Consider the following 24,510-nt stretch of genomic DNA (forward strand, 5'->3'; position numbering starts at 1 on the left):
TGCTCACACCTACGAAATACATCGGATGTATAGCCCTGCAAGGTTGGTTTCGTCTAGGGCCCAGCGTGAAGTCGTCCGATGAATAAGAGGAGTTGATCATGAATCTGGTGACCGCATCACTCCTGGTGGGCGCACTGCTCGCGCCATCCGGCCCAGTCGAGCCTGTAACCGTTTTCGTCGAGCTGACCTCGGCCGCAGCCGCCGACACGGGCACCGTTGCGCAGGCGCGTTCAGCACGGGATCGGACATCGGAGCACGTCTCCCGGGTCGTGTCCCGGTCCGGCGGCCGGGAAGTCGCCCGAACGACCAACGCGGTGCCCGGCGTGGTGCTGTCGGCGGACAAGTCACGCTTGTCGGCTTTGTCGCGCATGCCCGAGGTGCGGGCGGTGCACCGGATGGTCCCCAAGAAGCTCACGAACGCCCACGCGGTCCGCCTCACCCGGACGTCCGACGTGTGGAAGTCGCTCGGGCGCTTCGGCGACGGCGTGCGGATCGGCGTGATCGACACCGGCATCGACTACCGGCACGCGGACTTCGGCGGCGGCACCTTTCCCAACGCCAAGGTCGTCGGCGGCCACGACTTCGCGGGCGACGCCTACAACGGCAAATCGGGGTCGATCCCGGAGCCGGACGCGGACCCGCTGGACTGCGAGGGCCACGGCACGCACGTCGCCGGGACCGCGGCCGGATACGGGGTCAACGCCGACGGCACGACCTATCGCGGTTCCTACTCCTCGGTCGACCTCGACTCGTTGAAGATCGGACCGGGCACGGCCCCCATGGCGTCGCTCTACGCGTTGAAGGTGTTCGGCTGCGAGGGCGGCACGAACCTGACCGCGCAGGCGCTGGACTGGGCGCTCGACCCCAACGGCGACGGCGACTTCTCCGACAAGCTCGACGTGGTGAACCTGTCGCTGGGAAGCGACTTCGGCGCACCGGACGACCCGGACTCGCTGTTCGTGCGCAAGCTCGTGGAGCACGGCGTGGTGGTGGTCGCGGCGGCCGGCAACGGTGGCGACTTCTACGACGTGTCCGGATCTCCCGGCAACACCCCCGAGGCGATCTCCGTGGCCAACAGCCGTGACTCGTTCTCGATGCTGGACGGGCTGGAGGTCGCCGGGAAGCAGTGGCCTGGCCAGTACAGCCAGAACTTCAAGGACTCCTTCGACCTCACGCTGCCGGTGGTGCGGCTCTCGTCCGATGTGGACGGCTGCAAGCCGATCTCGGAGGCGCTCGCCGGGAAGATCGTCTGGCTGGAGTGGGACGACAGCGACGCCACCCGCGCCTGCGGTTCGGGTGCCCGCACGGACAACGCCTGGAAGGCCGGGGCGGCCGGGGTGCTGCTGCCGACCTCCCTGCCGGTGTTCGCGGCCGGAATCGCCGGAAACGCGCACATTCCCGCGTTCCAGCTGACGGCGGCGGCTTCCACCGCACTGCGTCCTGCACTGGAAGCCGGAACCCTGAGCGTGCACCTGACCTCGGCGTTGAAGGTCGCGGTGCCGTCCGTGGAGCCGGCGATCGCGGACACGATCACGCCGTCGTCGTCGCGTTCTCGTTCGTCGATCGCCGTGGCCGCGCCGGGTGACACGATCTTCTCCGCCGCCTCCGGAACGGCCTCGGCCGGTGTGTCGATGGGCGGCACGTCGATGGCGTCGCCGCACGTCGCCGGGATCGCCGCGCTGCTGCGCGAGGTCCATCCGAAGTGGACGGTCGCGGAGATCAGGGCCGCGCTGACGAACACCGCGTCCGGCGTGATCAGGAACGCGGACGGAGTGCGGGAGGCTCCGATGCGGGTCGGCGCGGGCCGGGTGGACGGGCTCGCCGCGCTGTCGTCGGACGTGCTGGCGCTGGGCGACGCGTCGTTCGGCACGGTCGAGGCAGCCGGTCCGGTGCTGCAGAGTCGCACGATCCGGTTGGTGAACAAGGGTTCGCAGAGCGTTCGTCTGCAGGCGCGCTTCGAACCGATCACCGCCGTGCCCGGCGTGTCCTTCCAGGTCATCGCGCCGTACGTCGCGTTGCCGCCGGGTGGTTCGGCGTCGGTGCCCGTGCAGCTGCGGATCTCGAACCCCGCCGCGTTGCGCAAGACGCCCGACCCCACGGTCGCGCTGGACGAGGGCCGTCAGTTCCTGGCGGAGGCGTCCGGTCAGGTGACGTTCACCGGCGACCGGACGCTGCACGTGCCGGTCTACGCGGCGCCGAAGCCGGTGTCGCGGCTGACCGCGTCCGGTGGACGGGTCGCGGGCCGCGGTCTCGACCAGCCGGACTACCAGTCCCGCATGACCGTGCTGGAACTCGGCGCGCGCTCCGGCCGCCTGCCCGACTGCGGCCCTGACGTGCAGGACAACTGCGCGATCAACCGCACCGCGCGTGGTGGCGACCTGCGGTACGTGGGCGCGACGGCGACGTCCGACCTGCTGGCGTTCGGCGTCGCGACCTGGAGCACCTGGGCGAACATCGGCAGCAACATCCAGCCCGAGGTTCGCTTTTCAGCGGGTGGCAAAGACTTCGTGACCACGGCTGTGAAGCCGACCAACCCGGACGGCGACATCACCGCCGACATCTGGCTCGCCAGGACCAAGGTCGCGGGTTCGGACGAGGTCGTGGACGAGCAGCCGTTGAACGGCCTGGACGGCGCGACCGACACGAACCTGTTCGACAGCGACGTCGTGGTGCTGCCGGTGTCCCGGGCGGCTCTGCCATCCGGCCCGGTGACCTACACCGTTGGCGTGCGGAGCCCTTACACCGCGCCCGCCGACTCGGACGACCTGGTCGACGTGACGCCCGCCGCCACGTTCGACTACGGCTTGATCGTTCCCGGACTGTCCACAGTGGTACGTCCGGGTGATCCACTTTCGTCTGGATCGTTGGTGTTCTTCCACCACAACGCAAGCGGTAACCGCGCCTTCGTGAGGTGACACCCGGTTGGGCGTGCCTAAGGTGAGCGGGTCTCGGCATACTCGGTCGTTATGGACCTGGTTGTGGGACTCGACGCCGGCGGCACCTCGACCAGGGCCTTGGTGCTCGATCTGGACGGCGCCCGCCTGGGCCAGGGCCTGGCGGGCGGCGCGAACCCGAACTCGCATCCGCCGACGGTCGCCGCCGCCCACATCGGCGAGGCGCTGGCCGAGGCCCTGGACGGCCTCGACTCCCGCAAGGTCCGTTCCGGTGTGCTCGGCATGGCGGGCGCCTCGAAGCTGGCCGATCCCGCGATCTCCGCGCTGTTCCGCGAGGCCTGGGAACGCGCGGGCCTGCACTGCCCGATGCGGGTGATCACCGACTGCGAGGCCGCCTTCGCCACCGGCACCTCGTCGGCCGACGGCACGGTTCTGGTGGCGGGCACGGGTTCCATCGCGGGCCGCATCGCGGGCCACCGCATGATCGCCCAGTCCGGCGGCTACGGCTGGCTGATCGGCGACGACGGCTCGGCGTTCTGGCTGGGCCGCGAAGCCGTCCGGGCGGCGCTGCGCCTGCTGGACGTGGACGCACCACTGGAAGGCCTGGCCACCGCTGTTCTCACCGCCGCGGGCGCGAAGAACCGCGGCCAACTGATCAACGCCGTCAACGCCCAGCCTCCGATCGCGCTGGCGCGGTTCGCCCCGCTGGTCAGCTCGGCCTACCACCACGGTGACCCGGAGGCGCTGGCGATCGTCGGCTCCGCCGCCCGGCTGCTCGCCGACACGGCCTCAGCCGTGCGCGAACCGTCCGACACCTCACCGATCGTGCTGGTCGGCAGCCTGATCAAGACGCCGGTCGGCACACACCTCAAGCAGGAACTGCTCACGCGCTGCAACGCTCAGGTGATCATGGCGACGGAGGGCGCGGCCGGTGCCGCCTGGCTGGCGGCCGTGGACGTGCTCGGACCGGACGCGCCGAGGCCCAGCAGGTCATGAGGCCAGCAGCCGGCCCGAGTGCGGGGTCCGGTCGCGGTAGGCGCGCAGCAGTCCGGCGTGCACGTCGTCCACGTGCGCCGCGGCGTCGACGTCGGTGTTCCACACCAGCGTGATCCGCCGGTGCAGCGGGTTGCCGATGATCGGTTTGAGCAGCACGCCCGGCACGTCGGGGCCGGGGAAGAAGCCCGCCACCGCACCGGTGGAGCGCACCAGGTCCGCCGCCACCGTCGGGTCCACGCCGAAGTGGGCGCAGCGCGGGGTGAAACCCACGGCTTCGCAGGCCAGGTCGAGGTTGAGGCGGCCGCCGTGGTTCTCGTCCGGCGCCACCCACTCCTCGCCGGCCAGTTCCGACAGCAGCACCTCGCTGCGGCCGGACAGGCGGTGGCCGACGGGCACGCCGATCAGCATGCGTTCCGTGACCACGCCGCGCAGGCCCACCGCCTTGGGGAACCGCAACGGGCTGCGCGGGAACTCCACCACCAGCGCGAGGTCTAGGTCGCCGGTGCGGACGAGTTCCAGCACCGCGTCGCCGCCGCGTTCGATGTGGGTGGTCTGCGGCAGACCGGGGAGCATCTCGCGGACCACGCCGACGAGCAGTGCGGTCGGGGAGCCCGCCACCCCGCCCAGGCGGATGCCCGAGTCGCCGCGTTCGGCCAGTTTGCGCGAGGAGACCAGCAGGTCGTCGAACCGTTCGACCAGGTCCTGGGCTCGCAGGACCACGTGACGACCTAGTTCGGTGAGCTCCACGCCGTCGGTGCGCCGCAGGAACAACGGCCCGCCGAGACTCGCCTCGATGCGCCTCACCTGGGCGGTGAGCCCGGCCTGGGCGATCTTCAGCTGGGAGGCGGCCCTGCTGATGCTGCCTGCTCGTGCCACGGTCAGCACCACGTGCAGATGTCTGAGCTCCATTCGCACTGACGAAGCCTAAGGCAGTTACCGATCCACAAACACGGCCACGCGGGTGTCACCAGGTGACGCTCCGTCGCCGTTGTAAGCGCGATTGCGCTATCAGGCCGATAACTCGGGAATTATCGGCACCTCACACCTGCCGCTGCGTGCGCGGACTCCTCCACCCTGTTGACCACCAAACGATCGAGGGGTGTGAACGCCATGAGGAAAGCGTTGCGGCTGCGACGCCTTTCCCGTCCGCAGGACGACAGGTATCTCTTCGTGCCGTTGGACCACAGCGTTTCGGACGGTCCGGTGGTGCCGCGGGACAGGTGGCAGGAGCTCATCCGTGCCGTCGTGCAGGGCGGTGCGGACGCCATCATCGTCCACAAAGGACGAGTGCGCACGATTGAACCCGCTGTGCTGGGCGGATGTGCGTTGATCGTCCACCTGAGCGCCGGCACCGCGCACATGGCCGACGCCAACGCGAAGGTGCTCGTCGGCGAGGTCGACGAGGCGCTGCGGCTCGGCGCCGACGCGGTGAGCGTGCACGTCAACATCGGCTCCGACACGGAGTCGCGCCAGCTCACCGACCTCGGCGCGGTCGCGGCGGCGTGCGACTCGTGGAACGTCCCACTGGTCGTGATGGCCTACGCCCGCGGCCCCCGCGTCGCCGACCCGAGGGATCCCGCGCTGCTCGCCCACGTCGTCAACATCGCGGCGGACCTCGGCGCGGACATCGTCAAGACCAACCTGGCCGACGACATGACCGAGGTCGTGGCCAGCTGCCCGATTCCGGTGATCGTCGCGGGCGGTCCCGCCTCCACGAACAGCCTCGCCGGCCACGCCAGTGCCGCGATGGCCGCTGGCTGCTCGGGTCTCGCCGTCGGACGCCGGGTCTTCACCTCGCCCGCGCCGATGCAACTGGTCGCGGAGCTGGCGTCGATCGTCCACGCGCCCACCGACGCAAGCCTCATGCACGCACTGACCGCAACCTTGGAGAACCGGTGAAGTTCGCCTGGATCGACCTCAGAACCGTCCCGGAAGAGCAGCGGACCGCCGTGATCGACGCCGCGGTGCACAGCCGGATCGCCGGCGTCGTCGCGGACGATCCCGCGCTGCTGGACGACCTGCCGCCGACAATCACCCGCGTGCTGCTGACCGACGACCACGTCGACAGCCCGCACCTCGTCACCTCGGTGGTGGACGAGCAGGACCAGTTGGACCGGTTGTCCACGGGTTCCGCGTTCGTGACGGTCAGCGACGACCGCACGCTCAAACTCGCTTGTGCCGCAGCGGAACGGCTCGACCACACCGTCGTCGCGTTCACCGACCCGACGAAGATCCCTCTCGAAATCGTGATCGCGGCGGCGGACGGCGCACCCGGCAAGCTCGTCACCGTCGTGACCGACCTCGTCGAGGCCGCGATCGTCCTCGAATGCCTGCAACACGGCTCCGACGGCGTGCTGATGGCCCCTGCCGACGCGACCGACGTGTTCAGACTGGCCCGGCTGCTGGAAGTCACGTCCCCGCCGCTGACCCTGACCACGCTCACCGTCGAAGCGTTGACCCACAACGGACTCGGCGACCGCGTCTGCGTCGACACGGCCTCGCACTTCCAGGAGGACGAGGGCATCCTCGTCGGCTCGTTCTCGTCGGGCTTCATCCTCTGTTGCAGCGAAACGCATCCGTTGCCGTACATGCCGACGCGGCCGTTCCGGGTCAACGCGGGCGCGCTGCACTCCTACGTGCTGGGCCCGGCCAACCGCACCAACTACCTGTCCGAACTGCGGTCCGGCAGCAAGGTCCTCGCCGTCAACGCCGAGGGCCGCACCCGCGAGATCACCGTCGGCAGGGCGAAACTCGAGTCACGCCCGATGCTCACCATCTCCGCGCACTCGCCGGAGGGCGTCGAGGTCCACCTGATGGTGCAGGACGACTGGCACGTCCGCGTGCTCGGTCCCGGCGGCAAGGTCCGCAACGTCACAGAACTCCAGCGTGGCGACGAGTTGCTCGGCTACATCGCTTCTGAGCAACGGCACGTGGGCCTCCCGATCGGCGAGTTCTGCAAGGAGTACTGAAAGAAATGCGCGAGTTCATCACCGACCTGTTGCACCGGCACGGCGACGATGTGCCGATCTTCAGTCACCGCAACACAGTCACGCACGGTCTGCTGCGCGCCGACGTCTCCGCTCACGCCGCACGGTTCGAGGCCGTCGGAATCCGTGAGGGGAGCACGGTCGCCGTCCAGGTGCCGCCGAGCTTCAGCCAGTTGGAGGCCGTGCTCGCGTTGTGGAGCATCGGCGCACAGGTGATCTCGATCGACCACCGGTTGCGCCCGGCCGAGACCCATGTTCTGCACGACCTGACCCGTCCCGAGTTCCTCGTGCACCCCAGTGGCGTTCCCGCTCAGGGTTTCCAGGAGCGCTACGGCCTGGTCGTCGAACACGCGCCCGGCGTCCCCGCCGCGACCCCGCACCGGCTGGTGCAGTTCAGCTCCGGCTCGACCGGACGGCAGAAGGTGATCGGCCGCGGCACCGAGTCCCTCGCCGACGAGGTGGCGCGGTTCGCCGCGTCCGACGGCGTGGTGCGCGGCGGCGAACGCTTCCTGCTGCTCAACTCCCCCGCCCACAGCTTCGGCCTGATCGGCGGCCTGCTGCACTCACTCGCAGTCGGCGCACACCTCGTGTTCGCCGAAAACCCTTCCGCCGAAGCAGTTCTGCGGCAGGCACGGACGCACGAGGTCGACTTCGTCACCGGCCTGCCGTTCCACTTCGACCTGCTGGCCTCCTCGCCCGACCGCGACGCGTTGCGCACGGTCCGCGGCGCGTTCGCCGGCGGCGAGATGATGCCGCAGGACGTGGCCGACAGGTTCCTTGCGGCGTACGGCTTCCCGGTCGGCGAATGCTTCGGCACCACCGAGACCGGCGCGCTGACCATGGCGGTGGGCGGCACGGTCCGCCCGTCGGTCGGTCGGCTGATGCCGGGCATCACGGCCCGCGTGCGCAACGGCCTGGTCGAGGTGGCGCTTCCAGAAACCCCGTACCTGTCCGAGAACGACCCCACGCGCTACTCCGGCGGCTGGTTCCGCACCGGCGACCGGGGCGAGTTCTCCAGCGACGGCGAACTCCGGCTGCTGGGCCGGGCGGACTCGCTGGTCGTGGTGCGCGGCAACAAGGTCGACCTGACCGAGGTCGAACACGTCCTGCGTGGACACCCGCAGGTGACCGAGGCCGTGGCGGTGGGAAAGCCAGAAATCCGCGCGTACGTCGGCACGGCCAGTGACACGCTCACGGCACAAGCGTTGTCGGAGTGGTGCACGGAAAGACTCGCGGAATTCAAGCTCCCCACCCAAATCCTCGTCATGGACACACTTCCGCGAACGTCGAGCGGCAAGATCATCCGAAACATGGAGCCGCTCCATGCGTCCTACCTTCAGGCACATTTGACCGGAAACAATGGAGAAGAATGACCTGCCGGGCCTAGCTTTCCCGCATGCCCAAAAGATCGTCCAGTGTGGCGGGCCGTGAGTTCGGTGGCACCGTTCGCGCCATCATCGCCAGGACCGGCCTCACCCACCGCAAGCTCGCCGAACTCCTCGGCTGGCAGGAAGCCAAGATCTCCGACATGACGCTCGGCAAGGGCGGCGTGACCGAGGCGGACGTCCTGCTGTTGCTCGGCTACTGCCGGGCCACGGTCGAGGAGCGCGAACACCTGCTGGCGCTGCTGCGCGAGTCCGGCACCGCCTGGATCCAGATCCCGCAGGACGGGGTTCCGGACCAGGTCCGCACGCTGATCGACCACGAGCAGGACGCCGAGGAGATCATCACCTGGTCGATGATCCTCGTGCCCGGCCTGGTGCAGACGCCGGACTACGGCTACATCGTCACCGAACGCTCGCCCGTGATCAAGGCCGAGGACGTCCCGGCGGTCGCCGCCGCCAGGGCGGCCCGCGCCAGCATCATCGAACCTGGCAGGAAGTTCGTCTTCCTCGTGCACGAGCAGGCGCTCGAACTCCCGGTCGGCAACGTCGAGGTGTGGCGGGAACAGCTGGCGCACCTGCTCAGGATGTCGGTGCGGAAATACGTCAGCATTCGGATCGTTCCCCGGTCGGCAGGCGTGCACGCGGGCACGTGCGGCGATTTCTGCCTGATGAAGTTCCCGAAGTACCCACCGGTCGTCTACGCCGACAGCGTCAACTACTGCCTTTTCTTCGACGACCCGGAGACCATCAAGATCCATGAAGACATCCTGACGGCTCTCGCGACCGTCGCACTGAGTGAGGAAGAATCCAGGGTGGTGATCGACAACATTCTGGAGGGCCTTCAATGACCGCCTGGCGCAAGAGCACCTACAGCGGCAGCAGCAACAACTGCGTCGAGGTCGGCCACGGCGTCGGCCTCCGGGACAGCAAGGCGCCAAGCGCTCACATCCCGCTCTCCGCCGATGCCTGGTCCGCCTTCCTGCGCTTCGCCCGTTTCCCCGGCGCGGCCCGGTAACCCTCGGTAACGTCCCCCTCACGCACGTGCAAGGGGGGCCCACATGACCGATCCGAACCAGCTCATCGAGGACTACGAGCAGCGCACCGCCGCCCTGCTCGAACAGGCAGAGGAAGCCAAGTCCCAGATCGCGAACCTGACCGGCGCCGCCACCAGCCAGGACGGCGCCGTGACGGTGAGCGTGAGCGCAGGGGGCGCGCTGCTCAGCCTGTCGTTCGGCGCGAAGGCCGACGACCTGCCCAAGGACCGCCTGGCCGCTCTCGTGATGTCCACGGCCAAGCGCGCCCAAGCTCAGGCCGTGGGCCAGATCGCCACGATCATGGCGCCGCTGATCGGCGACAACAGCGAGGCCATGCAATTCGTCCAGTCCCAGATCCCGCCGATCGACGTCCCGGACGAGGACCCTGCACCTCCCACCCCGCAGCAGTTCGTGGTGAACGAGGAACAGCAGGACGCCGCCACGACCCAGCCTCCGCCTCGCCCGGCCCGGCGCCCAGCCGAGGACGACGACACCGACTACGACCAGCGCAGCCTCTTCAAGAAGGAAGGTGGCTGGTGATGTCGGGCTTCCAAGTCGATCTCGCGGCCCTGGAGGCCCACGAACGAGAGCTCAAGGCCCTCCTCGCCGGCCTGCCCTCCGCCGCCGACTCGGGCGCTGACTACGTCGGCAACCCACAAGCGTGGGGCGTTGTGGGCATGTTCTTCGCCCAGATCATGGAGCACTGGACGAACGACGCGCGGGCGTACGTCGACACCGTCAAAGGCGCGGGTGACGACGTGGTCGAGCGGTTCGCGGGCATGCGCCAGGCCTACGCCGAACAGGACGAGGCCGTGGCGCAGTCGTTCAAGAAGCTCCGCGAGGGCCTGGACGGGGTGCAGCCATGAGCGACCAACCGCAGAACCCGCTCAACGCCACTGAGAAGTTCGACCCGATGAGCCTGGCGCAGAAGTCGAACTTCGACAGCCCGACCCAGGGCTGGGACGCGGCCGGCATCTTCAGCAGTTCCGCCAACCTCATCTACGACGGCATCAAGGGCGACTGGGGCGCCATGGCGGGCGACGCGGCAGCGTTCGGCATGGACCTGCTCGGCTTCGTCACGAACCCGATGGGCAGCCTGCTGTCGGCGGGAATCGGCTGGTTGATCGAACACATCGGCTTCCTCAAGGAGGGTCTCGACCTCCTCGCGGGCGACCCTGATGCCGTGAACGCGATGGCACTGACCTGGAGCAACATTGCCAAGCGCATGCAGGAGACCGCCGACAAGTACACGAGCACCCTCGACGCGCTGAGCCAGTCGCAAGGTGCCGCGGTCGACGGCTATCGCAAGGCCGTGCAGGACTTCTCCAACGTCGTGACAGGAGGCGCGAACCACGCCACCTCGGCTGCTTCCGCGATGACAGTCGCCGCGTCCGCCGTCGGTGTCGTTCGAGGTGCGGTTCGTGACGCCATCGCAAGCTTCGTCTCCAACGCGATCATCAAGTTCGCGGCGGCGAGTGCTCTGACACCTATCACGTTTGGTGCCTCGCAGGCGGCGTTCATCGCGGACACCGTCGTTCAGGGCACGATCACGGCGGGCAAGAACGCGAAGAAGATCAGCAAGGTCGTGAAGCAACTGGAGAAGGTCGCCGACGACGCCAAGAGGTCGCGGGACACGATCAAGGGCACGACCCGCAATCTCCGCAGCACGGTGAAGACCTACAACCAGGACGCAGTCCGACACTCGCAACAGGCGTTGCACCTCGTCAAGAAGGCGCAGGCGGGCAAGCTCGACGCGGGTGACGCCGATCGGATCAGAGAGCTCGGCGAGCAGGGCAGGAAGCTGCAACACGACCACTCGTCGGTCAAACGGGAGCTGGGCGAGAACGTCAACGACAACCTCCGCTCCAGTCTGGGTCTGGGAAATCGGCGGCTGGACGACCTGAACGGCCTGCTGGACGGACAGGTCGTACCGAGGTTCGGGAAGAACGACGACCTAGGGCTCCCCGGCAGGGAGTTCCCCGGTATCTCCGTTCCCATGGCCCCGAAAGTCCTCGGCAACGCGATAGCGCAGGAGTGGAGCGATCAGTCCCACCGCGAGGCAGACGCTCAGGTGAAGCAGAACGAGCGAGACCAGGAGTGGCGCGAGTACTGGCAACAGCAGCGGATGGCGGGAGAGCTGTGATCGAACGGTTCCTCCGCAGGACCGCAGCACTCGCCCTGGTCATGTTCGCCGCGGCCCTGACGCTCGTCGTAGCGGTACGGCTGGGTGAGTGGGAGAACGCTCTTGCGAACCGGAGATCGGTTCAGCAGTTGAGCGTTGCCGACATCGCAGAAGGGGCGGTGGCGTTCTGGATCATCACCGTCTGCGGGCTGGCCTGGCACCGCAGGCGAATGCCGATGTGGCGGGTCTGGACCCGCTGGGCCGCGTTCCCAGGCGTGTACATCGCGTTGCTCAAGACCTTCGCTTTGGTGGCCGATCGCGATCAGCCTCTCGCGCTGCTCGCCATGACGGGATTGCTCGTGGCGTGCTGGGCATTGGGCGAACTGGTCGTGTTTGTCACGACCAGGCCTGTGACGTCGGCATTGACAGCGTCCGGGTGGGAGATTCCATTCCCCACCAGAGGGCTCAAGGTCCGGTTGTGCGTCCGCGAGGACCGGTTGGTGCTGGACAGCCTGGTGTCGCGCCGGAAGCGGTCACGTGACGTGGTCGCGGTTCCGTGGACGGCAATGCGGTCGATCGAGCTCGTCGAGGTCGAGCAGGAGATGACCTGCCAGGTGGTCATCCACGCCGACGGCGACATCGGCAGACCACGCACGTTCGACGTCGAACCCGGCCCGGCTCTCCACGTCATCGGCACTGCACGAGAACTGTTGATCCCGGTCACCGAGGACGTCGGCAGGACAGCGCTGAGGATGATCCGAACGCGGTCAGAGCGCATCGAGGTGGCCGAGAGGCGGGTCTGGTCGAACCGCCGCATGAGGAAGCGCGACCTCCGGCCGGCGAACTGGGAGTTCCGGACCGACAGCCGTCCGTACATCCTCCTGCTCATCGGCGCGTTCCTGCTCATGCCGCTCTACATGCTGACGATGATCACGCTGTCGGTCGTCACAGGCTCCCCGGAACTGCAGAAGGACTGGGACACCGTGGGCGGCCTGGACAGCCAGTACCGGATGATCGTCGCCGGCCTCGGGGTCGTGTCGGTCGCGTTCGCCTACCTCGCCTACCGGTTCTGCTACAAGGCCTTCCTGGACTTCATGGAGGGCCAGGACGCCCTCGAAGCCTTCCCCGAGCCGCCACCGCCTCCACCCAAGATCGGGACGGTGTCCGGCTCCGGCAAGAAGCGGAAGAAGCGCTGACCTAAGAGGCAGACTCGGGCACCTGCGGATGCCGGAACCCGGGGTGCCCGTCCGGCAGCGCCCTCCTCAGCATCCACCCCGACACCAGGATGCAGGCGATCTGCAAGGGCCACGACATCGCCACCCGCAACGTCGCCAACCAGAACACCTGCGCGTCCAGCCACAGTGGCGTGAAGATGGCGACACGCAGCACGTACTGCCCGACCCACGGCCACGAGGCGATGGAGTACGCGCGCAAAAGGGCAGGATCTCGGCGCCACCGGGTCTTCTGTCCGAGAAGGGTTCCCACCACCACGCCGAGCAACGGCCAGCGCACCGCGATCGAGCCCGCCCACGCCAGGGACGAGGCCACGTTGGACAGCAGCTGGATGAGGAAGAAGTCCTCGACGCGGCCCGTGTACAAAGCGACCAACGCCGCTGCCACCACGAGCAGCACGGACAGGATCACCGCGCGAGGTTTCTCGCCTCGTACGAGCCGCACGACGCCGATCACCACGCCACACAACACGGCGGCGATCGCACCCGCGCCGATGGAGTGCCCGAACAGCAGCCAGCCCGCGACGAACGCCAGAGGTGGCAGGGAGGCGTCGAGGGCGCCGCCTCGGCCTCCGAGCAGTGATGCGAGCGACTCCTGGCGCACGTCGGTCATGGTTCCAGGGTGCCTTAGGCGAACCTAACTCAGGTAACGGACCCATATCGGGGATTGACCCCGGTGAACCAGGTCACTACCGTCTGCCGAAATCGTCTGGAAAGTTAACAGACAGGAGCGGACCTAATGCGTGCCGGAAGCCCACGACTGTTGCGGGAGATCAACGACCGCGCAGCCATCGAGGCTTTGCTGCGCAACGGGCCGCTGACCAGGTCGGAGTTGGAAGGTCTGATCGGCCTCTCCAAGCCGGCGACCGCACAGCTGCTCACCCGGCTCGAAGACGCCGACACCGTGGTTCGCAACGGACTGCGTGGCGGCGGACGCGGGCCACGAGCACAGCTGTGGTCGGTCAACGGGGCGCTTGCGCACATCGCCGCTGTCGATCTCACCCCTGAGACGGTCGACATCGCGATCGCGGACATCTCCGGTGCCGTGCTCACCGAGTACAAGGCGCCGATGCCCGCGAAGCACGGCGTGCTGGAGGCGTTCGTGAGCGCGGTCGGCAAGGCCTGCGGTCAGGCAGGTCTGAGCGCCGACCAGTTGCTGCACGTCGTGGTGGGCTGTCCGGGAGCGGTGAACCCCGCGAACGGTGAGCTCGCCTACGCACCACATCTGCCCGGCTGGAGCAATTTCGACATGCCCGGCCAGTTGCGGGAGCAGCTCGCGACCTCGGTGAGCGTCGAGAACGACGTCAACCTCGTCGCGCTGGAGGAGATGGTCGCCGGACGGGCCACCAAGGTGAGCGACTTCGTCGTCATCTGGCCCGCGGACCTCGTCGGTGCCGCCGTCGTCGTCAACGGATCGCTGCTGCGCGGCGCTTCCGGTGGCGCGGGCGAGATCGACGGGCTGATGATCCCCGACCGCGCGGCGGCCGACACCGACACGGACCGCTCCGGCGGCACGTTCGGTGAACTGCTCAGCAACACGTCGATCTGCAAGCTCGCACGCGCCCACGGGCTCGCCGCGCGAAACGGCCACGGTGCCGTGCGCAAGGCGTTGGCCGCAGGTCCGTCGGGCCGTGAGTTCATGGCCGATCTCGCCAAGCGCATAGCCACGGGCGTGGCTAGCGTCGTCGCGGTGCTCGACCCGGAACTCATCCTCCTGTCCGGCGACATCGCGCAGGCAGGCGGAACCACGCTGAACGACCTCGTTGCCGCGGAACTGCGGCAACTGGTGGTGCCGAGAACACCGATTCAGCTGGCTTTGGTCACCGGGAAACCAGTGCGCAGCGGCGCACTGCACTCGGCGCTGGCCTTCGCCCGCGAAGAGGTGTTCGGCCTCCCGGCAGCCACCACGGCTCCATTCCGCGGCCCAGTGGTCGCCGGGTCCCCACGTTGATCGAGAAGGAGTGCACATGCGCAAGCACACCCGTGCTGCCTTGCTCTGTGTCGCCGCAGCGCTGACCCTCACCGCATGTGCGGCGGGCAAGGGTGGCGGCGCGAGTTCCGATGCCGCCGCTGCTCCTGGCAAGGACGACAAGCTCACGCTCACGGTCTGGAGCAACTACGCCGACCGCGAGTACGAAGAGGTCACGAAGGCTCTCAAGACCTTCAACAAGAAGTTCCCGAACATCGAGATCAAGCACGAGGGTTCGCAGGACGACGACAAGATCACCGCGGGCATCCGTTCGGGCAACACGCCGGACGTCGCGCTGTCGTTCACCACGGACAACATCGGCCAGTTCTGCTCCTCCGGCGCGTTCCAGCCGCTGAAGTCCTACATCGACCGCGACAAGGTCGACCTGAACCAGCTCTCCCCCGCGGTGCAGCAGTACACCGAGTACAAGGGCAACCGCTGTGCGATGCCCATGCTCACCGACGTGTACGCCATGTACTACAACAAGGACCTGCTGTCGGGCGCCGGCATCGCGAACCCGCCGAAGACGCTGGACGAGCTGTACGACGCGGCCGTGAAGGCGACCAAGAAGGCGCCCAACGGTGACATCGAGGTGGCGGGTTACCTGCCCACGATGGGCTTCTACGCCAACCGCCCGACCATCCTCGCGCCGACGTTCGGCGCGGAGTGGGAGAAGGACGGCAAGTCCGGTCTCGCCAGCTCCCCCGGCTTCACCGAGATGATGACGTTCCAGAAGAAGCTCGTCGACTTCTACGGTTACGACGCTCTCGAGCGGTTCCGCGCGGGTCTCGGCCAGGAGTACTCGGCCGACCACGCGTTCCACCAGGGCAAGATCGCGATCATGATCGACGGCGAGTACCGCACCGCCTTCCTCAAGGCGCAGGCGCCGCAGATCAAGTTCGGCACGGCTCCGTTCCCGACCTGGAAGCCCGCCGACTACGGCACCGCGTTCACCACCGGCACGATCATGGGCATTCCCAAGGGCGCCAAGAACGCCGGCGCCGCGTGGGAGCTGATCAAGCACCTGACGTTCGACACCGACACGATCGTCGACCTGTCCAACGCCATCAAGAACGTGCCGAGCACCAAGGCCGCGATGGACAGCTCCAAGCTCGAGGTGGACGAGCAGTTCAAGACGTTCATCGACCTCGCCAAGAGCGACAAGCTCAAGGGCAACCCGGTCACCCCCATCGGTGACGCGCACATCAAGGCCGTCACCGACTTCTCGGTCTCCTACCAGTCCGGCAAGGTCCCGGACCTGGCGGCAGGCCTCAAGGAAGTCGACAAGAACATCGACGACCAGATCGCCAAGAGCGGCAAGTAGGGATTCGCGAAGATGACCGCCACGCTCGGCGCGCGGCCCGCCCCCGGCAAGGGGCGGGCACGTGCCCGCCACCGTCTAGCCGTGCTCGGGTTCATGGCCCCGGCACTCATCGGCTTCGTCCTGTTCTTCGTGTACCCGTTGGTCGCCACGGTCATCTTCAGCTTCACGAAGTACGACCTGATCAACCCGCCGGAGTTCAACGGCCTCGCCAACTACGAGTTCATGTTCAAAGATCCCTTGCTGATCAAGGCGATCACGAACACGCTCTGGTTCGTCGTGGTGCTCACGATCGCGCGCACGGTCTTCGCGCTGGGCGTGGCGTCGGTCATCGCTCGTCTGAAGTCGGGCGTCGGTCTGATCCGGACGCTCTGCTATCTGCCCTCACTGGCACCGCCGGTGGCCGCGACACTCGTGTTCTTCATGGTGATGCGACCCAACGGCGGTCCGCTGGACAAGATCCTCGGCGTCTTCGGGCTCGACTCGCCGCTGTGGTTCTCGGACCCGGCGTGGGCCAAGCCCGGCATCACCGCGATCATGCTCTGGATCTCCGGCGACCTGATGATCATCATCCTCGCCGCGATCCTGGACGTGCCGCAGGAGCAGTACGAGGCAGCCGAACTCGACGGCGCCGGCCCGATCCGGCGCTGGTGGCACGTCACGCTTCCGACGATCTCCCCGGTGCTGCTCTTCGGCATCGTGAACTCGGTGATCCTCGCGTTGCAGCTGTTCACACAGGCGGTCGTCGCGGGGTCGGCCGGCTCGGGAGCAGCGGACGCGACGGGATCGACCAAATATCTCGGTTTCCCGGACAACTCGACGCTGACGTTCCCGGTTTACCTGTACACGCAAGGCTTCCGCTACTTCGACATGGGCTACGCGGCCGCCATGGCCACGGTCCTGTTCATCATCTCGTTCGCCGTGACCATCGTGCTGGTCCAGCGGATGCGGAAGAACTCCACCGCTGAGGAAGGGGGTCCGGGAGCATGACCGCCACGCTGACCAAACCACCGGTCGACGTCTCAGCGGAACCGGAGGAGCCGCGTCGCAAGCGCGACGTCGGCGGCATCCTGAACTGGGTCGCGACCCATGCGATCGGGCTCGCGCTCGGCCTGATGTTCGCCACACCGGTCGTGTTCGTCTTCCTCACCGCGGTGATGTCGGACGACCAGGCGTTCACGTCGAACCTGTGGCCGACCGAATGGCACTGGGAGAACTTCGTCGAGGTCTTCGACAAGGCCCCGCTGTTCCAGTACCTGATCAACAGCCTCACCTACTCGCTGCTCGCGACGCTGGGCATGCTGATCTCGTCGATCCCGGCGGCCTACGCGCTCGCGAAGCTCAAGTGGCGCGGCCGGAACGTGGCGTTCATCCTCGTCATCGGCGCGATGATGCTGCCGCCGCAGGTCGTGGCCGTGCCGCTGTACGACACGTGGTCGTCGCTGGGCCTGACCGGCACGCTGGTGCCGTTGATCGCGCCGTACTTCCTGTTCGACGCGTTCAGCATCTTCCTGCTGCGCCAGTTCATGCTCACCATCCCGCAGTCCTATGTGGACGCGGCACGGGTGGACGGGTGCTCGGAGTTCCAGGTGCTGGTGCGGATCATCGTTCCGATGGCGAAGCCGGGCATCGCGGCCACCGCGCTGTTCTGCTTCCTCTTCACCTGGAACGACTACTTCGGCCCGTTGCTCTACACCGGCGAGGTCAAGGACCAGTGGACGTTGTCGCTGGCACTGGCGACGTTCAAGGGCATGCACATCGTCCAGTGGAACTCCTCGATGGCCGTCACGTTCCTGACGATGATCCCGGCCGTCGTCCTCTTCGTCTTCGCCCAGAAGTCGTTCGTCAAGGGAATCACGTTCACGGGAGTCAAAGGATGAAACTCACCGTCGTCGGTGGCGGGTCCACCTACACACCGGAGCTGATCGACGGCATCGCCGGCCGTCGCACCAGCCTGGCGGTGGACGAGATCGTCCTCGTCGACCCGGACGAGCACCGCCTCTCACTGATCGGCCCGTTCAGCCAGCGCCTGCTGGAGCACGCGGGTCACGGGGCGAAGGTGCGCACCACCACGTCGCTCGAAGAAGGCATCGAGGGCGCGTCGGCTGTACTGCTGCAGCTGCGGGTCGGCGGGCAGAAGGCGCGCGCCTCGGACGAGACGTTCCCGCTCAGCTGCGGGTGCGTCGGCCAGGAGACCACCGGCGCGGGAGGCCTCGCCAAGGCCCTGCGGACCGTGCCGGTGGTCCTGGACATCGCCGAGAAGGTGCGCAGGATCGCGGGCCCCGACACGTGGATCGTGAACTTCACGAACCCGGTCGGCATCGTGACGCGCGCGCTGCTGCAGGAGGGTCACAAGGCGATCGGCCTGTGCAACGTGGCGATCACGTTCCAGCGCTGGACGTCGGCACTGCTCGGCGTGGATCCGTCCACCGTGGAGCTTGAGCACGTCGGCCTGAACCACCTCACGTGGGAACGCGGCGTGTACGTGGACGGCGTCGACCGTCTACCGGAGCTGCTCGCCGACCACGTCGAGGGTCTCGCCGAGCACATCGGCATCGACGGCGGGCTGATGCGGCGGCTGAACATGGTGCCGTCGTACTACCTGAACTACTTCTACAACCACGACGCCGTGGTGCAGAAGCAGCTCACCTCACCGCCGCGCGCCGAAGTCGTGGCCGCGGTCGAGAAGGAACTGCTCGACATCTACGGCGACCCGTCGGTCGTGACGAAGCCGGAGCAGCTGTCGCAACGCGGCGGCGCGTACTACTCCGAGGCGGCCGTGCAGCTCGTGCACGCGCTGACCGGTGGCGCAGGCGCTGAGAAGCACGTGGTGAACGTGCAGAACAACGGCTCGCTGCCCTTCCTGCCCGACGACGCCGTGATCGAAGTCTCGTCCACTGTGGACGCGAACGGCGGCAGGGCGCTGCCCGTGCGTCCGGTGGAACCGTCCATCTCCGGCCTGATCTCGCACGTCACCGCGTACGAGTACCTGGCGCTGGAAGCGGCCAGGCACGGTGGCCGCGACCGAGTGGCGAACGCGCTGCTCGCCCACCCGCTGATCGGCCAGCACGCCATCGCGGACCAGCTGGCCGACGAGCTGATCGCGCAGAACCGCGACCTGCTGCCGTGGGTGAAGGGAAACTGACAACGATGACCGACCGTGTCCTCGCCATCGACGGCGGGAACAGCAAGACCGCGGTGCTCCTGGTCGACGCGGACGGCAAGGTGCTCGCGCAGGTGCGCGGGCCCGGTGCCCCGCCGCAGACCGTGGGCATGAAGCGCGGACTCGACGTGTTCGAGGGACTGGCACGCGAGGCCGCAGCTCAGGCGGGACTGTCCCCCGACGAGCCGATCGCCGCGCACACGTCCGCCTACCTCGCCGGGGCAGACCTGCCCCGCGAGGAGGAGGACCTGACGCGGGCGATCACCGAGCGCGGCTGGTCGAAGACGACGTTCGTCGGCAACGACACGTTCGCGTTGCTGCGGGCGGGTACCGCGGCGGCGGGCGGCATCGCGGTCGTCTGCGGTGCGGGCATCAACGCCGTGGGTGTGGCCAGGGACGGCCGGACGCACCGCTTTCCGGCCCTGGGCGCGATCTCGGGCGACTGGGGTGGCGGCGGCCAGCTCGGCAACGACGCCCTCTGGCACGCCGTGCGCGCCGAGGACGGCCGGGGCAAGCCGACGTTGCTGCGCGACGCCCTGCTGGAGCACTACGGCGAGACGTCGATCTTCACCGTGGTGGAGAAGATCCACTTCGAGGAGATCGAACTGGACCCGCACGCCCTCTGCCCCCTGGTCTTCCAGGTGGCGGCGCAGGGCGACTCGGTCGCGCTGGCCCAGGTCGACCGCCTGATCGAGGAGATCGTCGTGCTCGCCACCGTCTCCATGCGCAAGCTCGGCCTGATGGACGAGCCCGTGGACGTGGTGCTGGGCGGCGGAGTCCTGACCCACACCGGTGACGTGGTGGTCGGCCCGGTCCGTCAGCAGATCCTGGAAGCCGCCCCACTCGCCCAGGTCCGCCTGGTCGACGTGCCACCCGTGGTGGGTGCGGCACTCCTCGGCCTCGATCACATCGGGGCCTCGCCGAGCGCGGAGCTGAGGCTGCGCTCGGCCTACAGCGAGCACGTTCCGGCTGCCGCACTCGACGTGGCGGCCAGCGGCTAGGCCCACAGACCCCGTCTCAGGGGGTAGATCGGCGGCGGCGCCCCCTGAGACGGTCCCAACCCCACTGCTCGGGGCAGATCGGCGGCGGCGTCCCGAGCAGTGGCCCCAACCCTTTCCGAGGGGGCAGGACCGGCGGCGGCGCCTCCTCGGAAAGGCCCTACGGCCCCCGCAGCGACCTCACGCGCCGAGGTCGCTGCGGGGGTTTTCCGCGTTCGGGGCATCGGACGAAACATAGGTGGGCAAGACTGCGGGCGAACCCGAGGAACGGGAAGGCACGACGGTCGTCGCGGCGACGCTGTCCCGCGGAGTGACCACCGGATTGGAATGGGGAGGCGGTGTGACCATCGCGGGCCCGCCGGCTCCGGGCGAGGCAGGACCGGTCAGCGCGACGCCGGCCACCACTCCTGCTGTGACAAGCGCTACACCGAACGAAAGGAACGGAAGCGGCAAACCAGAACGCACCCGGCAGAAGGTAGCGACTGAATGAGACGAATCCCCTGGAAAACCCTCAAGCATCCCTCGATCGAGTGGTAAAAGAATCGTCACCCACAGCGACAAAACCTACGATGCCGTAACCGACGGTGGCGTAACCAGCGATTCGTTGTGCATGCTAACTAGTCGCCTGCGGACGGGAGCCCGCGGACAGACCGGCTCGCACGAGAAAAGGGGGATGTTGTGCTGCTGCGATGGAACAGTCTTGTGTCCGTGGGGGACAGCTTCACCGAGGGCATGGACGACCCGGGCCCTGGGGACACCTACGTGGGCTGGGCGGACCGCCTGGCCGGCATGATCGCCCAGCAGGCGCCTGAGTTCAGGTACGCCAACTTCGCGATCCGCGGCAAGATGCTGCAGGAGATCATCGACGAGCAGGTGCCGCTCGCCATCTCGCTCAAGCCGGACCTGGTCACGTTCTGCGGCGGCGGCAACGACATCATGGTGCCGAACAGCGATCCGGACGCGCTGGCGGAGGTCTACGAGGTGGCGGTGGCCGACCTTCGGGCCGCCGGGTGCGACGTCGTGATCTTCACCGGCTTCGACACCCGGTCCACCCCGCTGCTCAGGAGCCTCCGGGGCAAGATCGCCATCTACAACACGCACCTGTGGTCGATCGCCGAGCGCTACCACTGCCGGATGGTCGACCTGTGGGGGATGAACGCGCTGCACGACCGTCGCGCGTGGAGCGCGGACAGGCTGCACCTCTCGCCGGAGGGGCACCAGCGGGTCGCGCTCAAGGCCGCCGAGGTGCTCGGGCTGGCCGACGACCACTCCTGGAACGAGCCTTGGCCCGCGCTGGAGCAGATCGACTGGGTCACCCAGCGGAAAGCCGACCTGAAGTGGGCGCGAGAGCACGTGGTGCCGTGGATCGGCCGCACTCTCCGGGGTGAGTCGATGGGCGACGGCATGGCGCCGAAGAGGCCGGAACTGCTGCCGCTCGCGCGCTGCACCGAGGAGAACTTCCAGTAACAGCGAAAGGCCCGACCGGCATTCTCCCCCGAGTGCCGGTCGGGCCCTCCAGAACGCAGGCGCCTTACCCCCTCGGTAATCCCCCACTCGGCGGCCTGCTAGTCCAACATCCCATGCTTTGGGACCAGACGACTAAACGTCCGCTAAACCTCGGACGACAGTGAGTCCAATGCGGTTCGCACCTCGACCGCACGGGCCGAGTTGACCTGCGCGTACAGCCGCAGCGCCTCCGTCAATTCCGCTGCCGCAGCAACCCATTCCGCCCGCCGGAGCAACACCCCGCCGAGCACGTGCCTGCCAAAGCCCTCGAGGTACGTGACCTCGGCCACGGCGGCCTGGTCGACGACCTGGCGGGCCAGCGTCTCGGCCTGGTCCAGCGCACCGGCCTGGAGGTGGAGTTCGGCGAGGTTGGCGAGGCCGCGGATCAACGCCACGTTGTCACCCGACCGCCGGTACACCTCGACGGCGTGAGCCTGGTGCTGCAGCGCGACTTCCACCTGGCCGCGGGCCTGTTCGACCTGGGCCACGTTGTTGAGTCCGTGCGCCTCCCCGACGATGTCGCCGGACTGCTGCGCGAGTTGCACGGACTCCCAGAAGTGCAGCAGCGCCTCGTCGTGTTGCCGCAGGCGGAACAGGACGTCGGCGAGCTGGGCGAGCGTCAGCACCAGGTACTGGCGCTCGCCCAGCTCGGTCGCGAGCCGGTGCGCGCGGCGAGCGTCCGGCAGCAGGACGGGACGTCCCAGCCGGGCGTTCGTCGTGTAGGTCGTGTCCAGCATGAGGACCTGGCCGAGGCGGCTCCCCGTCACCTCGGCCGCGGCCAGACCGAACCCGACCAACGCCACCCACTCGCCGGTGAGTGCGCGCACGGTCGCATAGGGGTGCAGCAGTCTCACGAGCTGCCACACCTGGTCGTGCAGGCCCCTTTCGGCGGACGCGTGCACGACCGCGACGATGTTGGGCCATTCCTGGTCGAACCAGTCGACGGGGTCGCCGAAGGTAGGCAACGCCGTGGAACCGTTGTCCCCGAAGGCGAAGTCCAGGCCGTCGCGCGCCGGTCGGATGGCGCGGCGGACGTGGTCGCACGCGACGAGGTAGTAGTTCACCAGGCGCCGCAACGAATCCAGGTCCGGGCGGCCCGCTCCCCGCACGTACAGGCGCACCAGTTCGTGCATCGTGAAGCCGTCCGGCCACGGTTCGACCAGGAGGTTGACGCCGACGAGCTGCGCCAGCCGCGAACGGGCCGACTCGACCTGGATGCGGGTCAGCGCGGCGACGGCGTGAGGCGACATCCAGCGGCCGGGCGCGAGGCCGACGGACTGGAAGACCTCGCCCAGTTCGGACGGCAGGTCACGGGTCGACAGGTCCAGCGCCCGCGACACCCCCACCCCCGCCTCCGGCAGGTCGAGGCCGCGCATCCGCTGCCCGTCGTCGGCCAGCTCCCCCACCAGCTCCTCGACCGTCCACTCCGGACTGATCACGAGCTTCGCCGCGGCCACCCGCAACGCCAGGGGCAGCCCTCCGCACAGTTCGGCGAGCTTGCGGGCGGCCACCGGGTCCTCCAACGACAACGGCCTGCCCAGCACCTCGTCCACCAGCGCACGGGCCGCCTCTTCGTCCAGCGGGCCGAGCTTGCGCACGCGGGCGCTGTTGGTGACGACGAGCCGTTCCATGTGGGACCGCGACGTCACCAGCACCACCGAGCCCGAACCGGGCGGCAGCAGCGGCTGGACCTGGTCGAACGACGTCGCGTCGTCCAGCACCACCAGCACGCGGCGGCGGTTGAGCAGCGAGCGGTACAGCCCGACGCGGTCCTCCACGCCGACCGGCACGCCGTCCGCCGGCACGCCCATCGCCACCAGGAACCGGGTCAGCACCTCGCCCGGCTCGGTGTCGCCCAGGGACGCGAACAGCACGCCGTGCGGGAACATCTCGGAGTTCTCGTGCCCCCACGTGATCGCGAGGGCGCTCTTGCCGACACCGGGCGCACCGGTCAGCACGGCGACAGAGGTGGACAGGAGGTTCCTGGTCGAGCACACGTTGTCGAGCCACGACCTGTCGTCGTCGCGGCCGAACAGCCGGGACGCGGACGCGGGCAGCAACGCGGGCGCCACGATCCCGGCGCGCGGGGCGACGGGACGTGACTCGACCGGGCCGATCACGCTCAACGACGGGTCGTCGCGCAGCACCTGTTCGTGCAGCGACCGCAGCTGCGGGCCGGGATCGATGCCCAGTTCCTCGACGGCACGGCGCTGGAACCGTTGGTAGGCCTCAAGAGCGTCGGCGCGCTGACCGGACCGGTAGAGCGCGCGCATGCTGTGGGCGACCAGGCGTTCGCGGAACGGGTACTCGGTGCACAGCCCGCGCAGCTCGCCGACCAGTTCCAGGTGACGGCCGAGTTCGAGCTCGGCGTCGATGCGTTCCTCCAGCGCCGACAGCCGCAGTTCTTCCAGGTCCGAGGTCATCGGGTCACCCGGCACGTCCGCGAGCACCGGCCCGCGCCACAGTCCCAGCGCCTCGCGCAACAGGCCCGCCCTGATGGCGGCGGGCTTGCCGCGCGACGACGCCACGAGTTGCCGGGCGCGGTGCAGGTCGAGACGCCACGGGTCGACGGTCAGCTGGTAGCCCGTCGGCGTGGTGCGGATCGTCGCGGAGCCCGCGGGATCGGACTCCTCCAGCACCTTGCGCAGCCGCGAGACGTAGCCGTGCACGATCGTCCGCGCGGTGGCCGGAGGCGTGTCCGTCCACAGCGCGTCGACGATCTGGTCGATCGAGACGGGTCGGTTCGCCTCGACCACCAGCATGGCCAGCAGTCCGCGCATGCCACGACGGCCCAGCTGGACGAGACGTCCGTCCGCGAGCACCTGGAGTGGACCGAGCACGCCGAACTCGAGTCCGGTTTTGCTCCGCATGCCCCTCCTCCGGTGCGCTGACCTCGTCACTTC

The 24,510-nt window shown here is 68.3% G+C and carries 21 protein-coding genes; 18 read left to right on the forward strand and 3 right to left on the reverse strand.

Going from position 1 to position 24,510, the window contains the following annotated elements; all coding sequences use genetic code 11:
• The first annotated feature begins 98 nt into the window (after positions 1 to 98).
• Together ACIRG5_RS33825 and ACIRG5_RS33830 are read left to right on the forward strand one after the other, a co-directional pair.
• Positions 99 to 2,915, forward strand: coding sequence for a S8 family serine peptidase (locus tag ACIRG5_RS33825; RefSeq protein WP_402912401.1), 2,817 nt, complete (start codon positions 99 to 101; stop codon positions 2,913 to 2,915).
• A gap of 51 nt (positions 2,916 to 2,966) precedes the next feature.
• Entirely contained in the window at positions 2,967 to 3,890 is a 924-nt protein-coding gene (locus ACIRG5_RS33830) for an N-acetylglucosamine kinase (RefSeq protein WP_402912403.1), read from the forward strand.
• On the opposite strand, the gene ACIRG5_RS33835 is transcribed toward ACIRG5_RS33830, so the two are convergent.
• Positions 3,885 to 4,799 (reverse strand): LysR family transcriptional regulator, encoded by a 915-nt coding sequence (locus ACIRG5_RS33835; protein WP_402912641.1) that lies wholly within the window; start codon positions 4,797 to 4,799, stop codon positions 3,885 to 3,887. The two genes, ACIRG5_RS33830 and ACIRG5_RS33835, sit on opposite strands and share 6 nt — an antisense overlap.
• A gap of 201 nt (positions 4,800 to 5,000) precedes the next feature.
• On the opposite strand from ACIRG5_RS33835, the gene ACIRG5_RS33840 reads away from it, so the two are divergent.
• From ACIRG5_RS33840 to ACIRG5_RS33880, 9 genes are read left to right on the forward strand one after another with little or no spacing between them, the layout of a single operon-like run.
• The gene (locus tag ACIRG5_RS33840; RefSeq protein ID WP_402912405.1) at positions 5,001 to 5,789 is read left to right on the forward strand and encodes a 2-amino-3,7-dideoxy-D-threo-hept-6-ulosonate synthase; all 789 of its coding nucleotides are present in this window, start codon (positions 5,001 to 5,003) and stop codon (positions 5,787 to 5,789) included.
• The gene (locus ACIRG5_RS33845; protein ID WP_402912408.1) at positions 5,786 to 6,859 is read left to right on the forward strand and encodes a 3-dehydroquinate synthase II family protein; all 1,074 of its coding nucleotides are present in this window, start codon (positions 5,786 to 5,788) and stop codon (positions 6,857 to 6,859) included. The genes ACIRG5_RS33840 and ACIRG5_RS33845 overlap by 4 nt, the downstream gene beginning before the upstream one ends.
• 5 nt (positions 6,860 to 6,864) lie before the next feature.
• Positions 6,865 to 8,250 (forward strand): class I adenylate-forming enzyme family protein, encoded by a 1,386-nt coding sequence (locus ACIRG5_RS33850; RefSeq protein ID WP_402912410.1) that lies wholly within the window; start codon positions 6,865 to 6,867, stop codon positions 8,248 to 8,250.
• A gap of 23 nt (positions 8,251 to 8,273) precedes the next feature.
• Positions 8,274 to 9,110: a helix-turn-helix domain-containing protein gene (locus ACIRG5_RS33855; protein ID WP_402912412.1), complete on the forward strand. Its 837-nt coding sequence runs from the start codon at positions 8,274 to 8,276 to the stop codon at positions 9,108 to 9,110.
• Positions 9,107 to 9,277 carry a DUF397 domain-containing protein gene (locus ACIRG5_RS33860; protein WP_402912415.1) on the forward strand — a complete coding sequence of 57 codons (171 nt, stop codon included), beginning with the start codon at positions 9,107 to 9,109 and terminating at the stop codon, positions 9,275 to 9,277. The genes ACIRG5_RS33855 and ACIRG5_RS33860 overlap by 4 nt, the downstream gene beginning before the upstream one ends.
• Before the next feature lie 43 nt (positions 9,278 to 9,320).
• Complete coding sequence (locus ACIRG5_RS33865) at positions 9,321 to 9,836, forward strand: YbaB/EbfC family nucleoid-associated protein (RefSeq protein ID WP_402912418.1); 516 nt, start codon at positions 9,321 to 9,323, stop codon at positions 9,834 to 9,836.
• Positions 9,836 to 10,162, forward strand: a complete 327-nt coding sequence (locus tag ACIRG5_RS33870; RefSeq protein ID WP_402912420.1) for a hypothetical protein — start codon at positions 9,836 to 9,838, stop codon at positions 10,160 to 10,162. The genes ACIRG5_RS33865 and ACIRG5_RS33870 overlap by 1 nt, the downstream gene beginning before the upstream one ends.
• Positions 10,159 to 11,439, forward strand: coding sequence for a hypothetical protein (locus ACIRG5_RS33875; RefSeq protein WP_402912423.1), 1,281 nt, complete (start codon positions 10,159 to 10,161; stop codon positions 11,437 to 11,439). The genes ACIRG5_RS33870 and ACIRG5_RS33875 overlap by 4 nt, the downstream gene beginning before the upstream one ends.
• On the forward strand, positions 11,436 to 12,614 hold the full coding sequence (locus ACIRG5_RS33880) for a hypothetical protein (RefSeq protein WP_402912427.1): 1,179 nt from the start codon (positions 11,436 to 11,438) through the stop codon (positions 12,612 to 12,614). Before ACIRG5_RS33875 ends, ACIRG5_RS33880 begins: the two co-directional genes overlap by 4 nt.
• Position 12,615: 1 nt before the next feature.
• On the opposite strand, the gene ACIRG5_RS33885 is transcribed toward ACIRG5_RS33880, so the two are convergent.
• Positions 12,616 to 13,263 carry a DUF3159 domain-containing protein gene (locus ACIRG5_RS33885; protein WP_402912429.1) on the reverse strand — a complete coding sequence of 216 codons (648 nt, stop codon included), beginning with the start codon at positions 13,261 to 13,263 and terminating at the stop codon, positions 12,616 to 12,618.
• Positions 13,264 to 13,389: 126 nt separating this feature from the next.
• Between ACIRG5_RS33885 and ACIRG5_RS33890 the strand changes: the two genes are divergently transcribed.
• The 7 genes from ACIRG5_RS33890 (at position 13,390) to ACIRG5_RS33920 (ending at position 21,568) form a co-directional block, all read left to right on the forward strand.
• The gene (locus tag ACIRG5_RS33890; protein ID WP_330271405.1) at positions 13,390 to 14,601 is read left to right on the forward strand and encodes an ROK family transcriptional regulator; all 1,212 of its coding nucleotides are present in this window, start codon (positions 13,390 to 13,392) and stop codon (positions 14,599 to 14,601) included.
• A gap of 16 nt (positions 14,602 to 14,617) precedes the next feature.
• Entirely contained in the window at positions 14,618 to 15,943 is a 1,326-nt protein-coding gene (locus tag ACIRG5_RS33895) for an ABC transporter substrate-binding protein (protein WP_402912432.1), read from the forward strand.
• Between the two features lie 12 nt (positions 15,944 to 15,955).
• Positions 15,956 to 16,930, forward strand: coding sequence for a carbohydrate ABC transporter permease (locus ACIRG5_RS33900; RefSeq protein ID WP_402912435.1), 975 nt, complete (start codon positions 15,956 to 15,958; stop codon positions 16,928 to 16,930).
• On the forward strand, positions 16,927 to 17,820 hold the full coding sequence (locus tag ACIRG5_RS33905) for a carbohydrate ABC transporter permease (RefSeq protein ID WP_402912438.1): 894 nt from the start codon (positions 16,927 to 16,929) through the stop codon (positions 17,818 to 17,820). Before ACIRG5_RS33900 ends, ACIRG5_RS33905 begins: the two co-directional genes overlap by 4 nt.
• Positions 17,817 to 19,085, forward strand: a complete 1,269-nt coding sequence (locus tag ACIRG5_RS33910; RefSeq protein WP_402912441.1) for a 6-phospho-beta-glucosidase — start codon at positions 17,817 to 17,819, stop codon at positions 19,083 to 19,085. The genes ACIRG5_RS33905 and ACIRG5_RS33910 overlap by 4 nt, the downstream gene beginning before the upstream one ends.
• A 5-nt stretch (positions 19,086 to 19,090) precedes the next feature.
• A complete protein-coding gene (locus tag ACIRG5_RS33915) occupies positions 19,091 to 20,104 on the forward strand; it encodes an N-acetylglucosamine kinase (protein ID WP_402912443.1) in 1,014 nt (337 codons plus the stop codon).
• Positions 20,105 to 20,809: 705 nt separating this feature from the next.
• On the forward strand, positions 20,810 to 21,568 hold the full coding sequence (locus ACIRG5_RS33920) for an SGNH/GDSL hydrolase family protein (protein WP_402912446.1): 759 nt from the start codon (positions 20,810 to 20,812) through the stop codon (positions 21,566 to 21,568).
• A gap of 143 nt (positions 21,569 to 21,711) precedes the next feature.
• Here the strand turns inward: ACIRG5_RS33920 and ACIRG5_RS33925 are convergent, their stop codons facing one another.
• Positions 21,712 to 24,477, reverse strand: coding sequence for a BTAD domain-containing putative transcriptional regulator (locus tag ACIRG5_RS33925; protein ID WP_402912448.1), 2,766 nt, complete (start codon positions 24,475 to 24,477; stop codon positions 21,712 to 21,714).
• Positions 24,478 to 24,510 lie beyond the last annotated feature (33 nt).

Source organism: Lentzea sp. NPDC102401 (genome assembly GCF_044765805.1).
GTDB lineage: Bacteria > Actinomycetota > Actinomycetes > Mycobacteriales > Pseudonocardiaceae > Lentzea > Lentzea sokolovensis.

Bases quoted from the DNA above. Each gene is read 5' to 3' on its own strand.
- ACIRG5_RS33825 (WP_402912401.1), top strand. From the start codon at position 99: ATGAATCTGGTGACCGCATCACTCCTGGTGGGCGCACTGCTCGCGCCA.
- ACIRG5_RS33830 (WP_402912403.1), top strand. From the start codon at position 2,967: ATGGACCTGGTTGTGGGACTCGACGCCGGCGGCACCTCGACCAGGGCC.
- ACIRG5_RS33835 (WP_402912641.1), bottom strand. From the start codon at position 4,799: ATGGAGCTCAGACATCTGCACGTGGTGCTGACCGTGGCACGAGCAGGC.
- ACIRG5_RS33840 (WP_402912405.1), top strand. From the start codon at position 5,001: ATGAGGAAAGCGTTGCGGCTGCGACGCCTTTCCCGTCCGCAGGACGAC.
- ACIRG5_RS33850 (WP_402912410.1), top strand. From the start codon at position 6,865: ATGCGCGAGTTCATCACCGACCTGTTGCACCGGCACGGCGACGATGTG.
- ACIRG5_RS33855 (WP_402912412.1), top strand. From the start codon at position 8,274: ATGCCCAAAAGATCGTCCAGTGTGGCGGGCCGTGAGTTCGGTGGCACC.
- ACIRG5_RS33860 (WP_402912415.1), top strand. From the start codon at position 9,107: ATGACCGCCTGGCGCAAGAGCACCTACAGCGGCAGCAGCAACAACTGC.
- ACIRG5_RS33865 (WP_402912418.1), top strand. From the start codon at position 9,321: ATGACCGATCCGAACCAGCTCATCGAGGACTACGAGCAGCGCACCGCC.
- ACIRG5_RS33870 (WP_402912420.1), top strand. From the start codon at position 9,836: ATGTCGGGCTTCCAAGTCGATCTCGCGGCCCTGGAGGCCCACGAACGA.
- ACIRG5_RS33875 (WP_402912423.1), top strand. From the start codon at position 10,159: ATGAGCGACCAACCGCAGAACCCGCTCAACGCCACTGAGAAGTTCGAC.
- ACIRG5_RS33885 (WP_402912429.1), bottom strand. From the start codon at position 13,263: ATGACCGACGTGCGCCAGGAGTCGCTCGCATCACTGCTCGGAGGCCGA.
- ACIRG5_RS33890 (WP_330271405.1), top strand. From the start codon at position 13,390: ATGCGTGCCGGAAGCCCACGACTGTTGCGGGAGATCAACGACCGCGCA.
- ACIRG5_RS33895 (WP_402912432.1), top strand. From the start codon at position 14,618: ATGCGCAAGCACACCCGTGCTGCCTTGCTCTGTGTCGCCGCAGCGCTG.
- ACIRG5_RS33900 (WP_402912435.1), top strand. From the start codon at position 15,956: ATGACCGCCACGCTCGGCGCGCGGCCCGCCCCCGGCAAGGGGCGGGCA.
- ACIRG5_RS33905 (WP_402912438.1), top strand. From the start codon at position 16,927: ATGACCGCCACGCTGACCAAACCACCGGTCGACGTCTCAGCGGAACCG.
- ACIRG5_RS33910 (WP_402912441.1), top strand. From the start codon at position 17,817: ATGAAACTCACCGTCGTCGGTGGCGGGTCCACCTACACACCGGAGCTG.
- ACIRG5_RS33915 (WP_402912443.1), top strand. From the start codon at position 19,091: ATGACCGACCGTGTCCTCGCCATCGACGGCGGGAACAGCAAGACCGCG.
- ACIRG5_RS33925 (WP_402912448.1), bottom strand. From the start codon at position 24,477: ATGCGGAGCAAAACCGGACTCGAGTTCGGCGTGCTCGGTCCACTCCAG.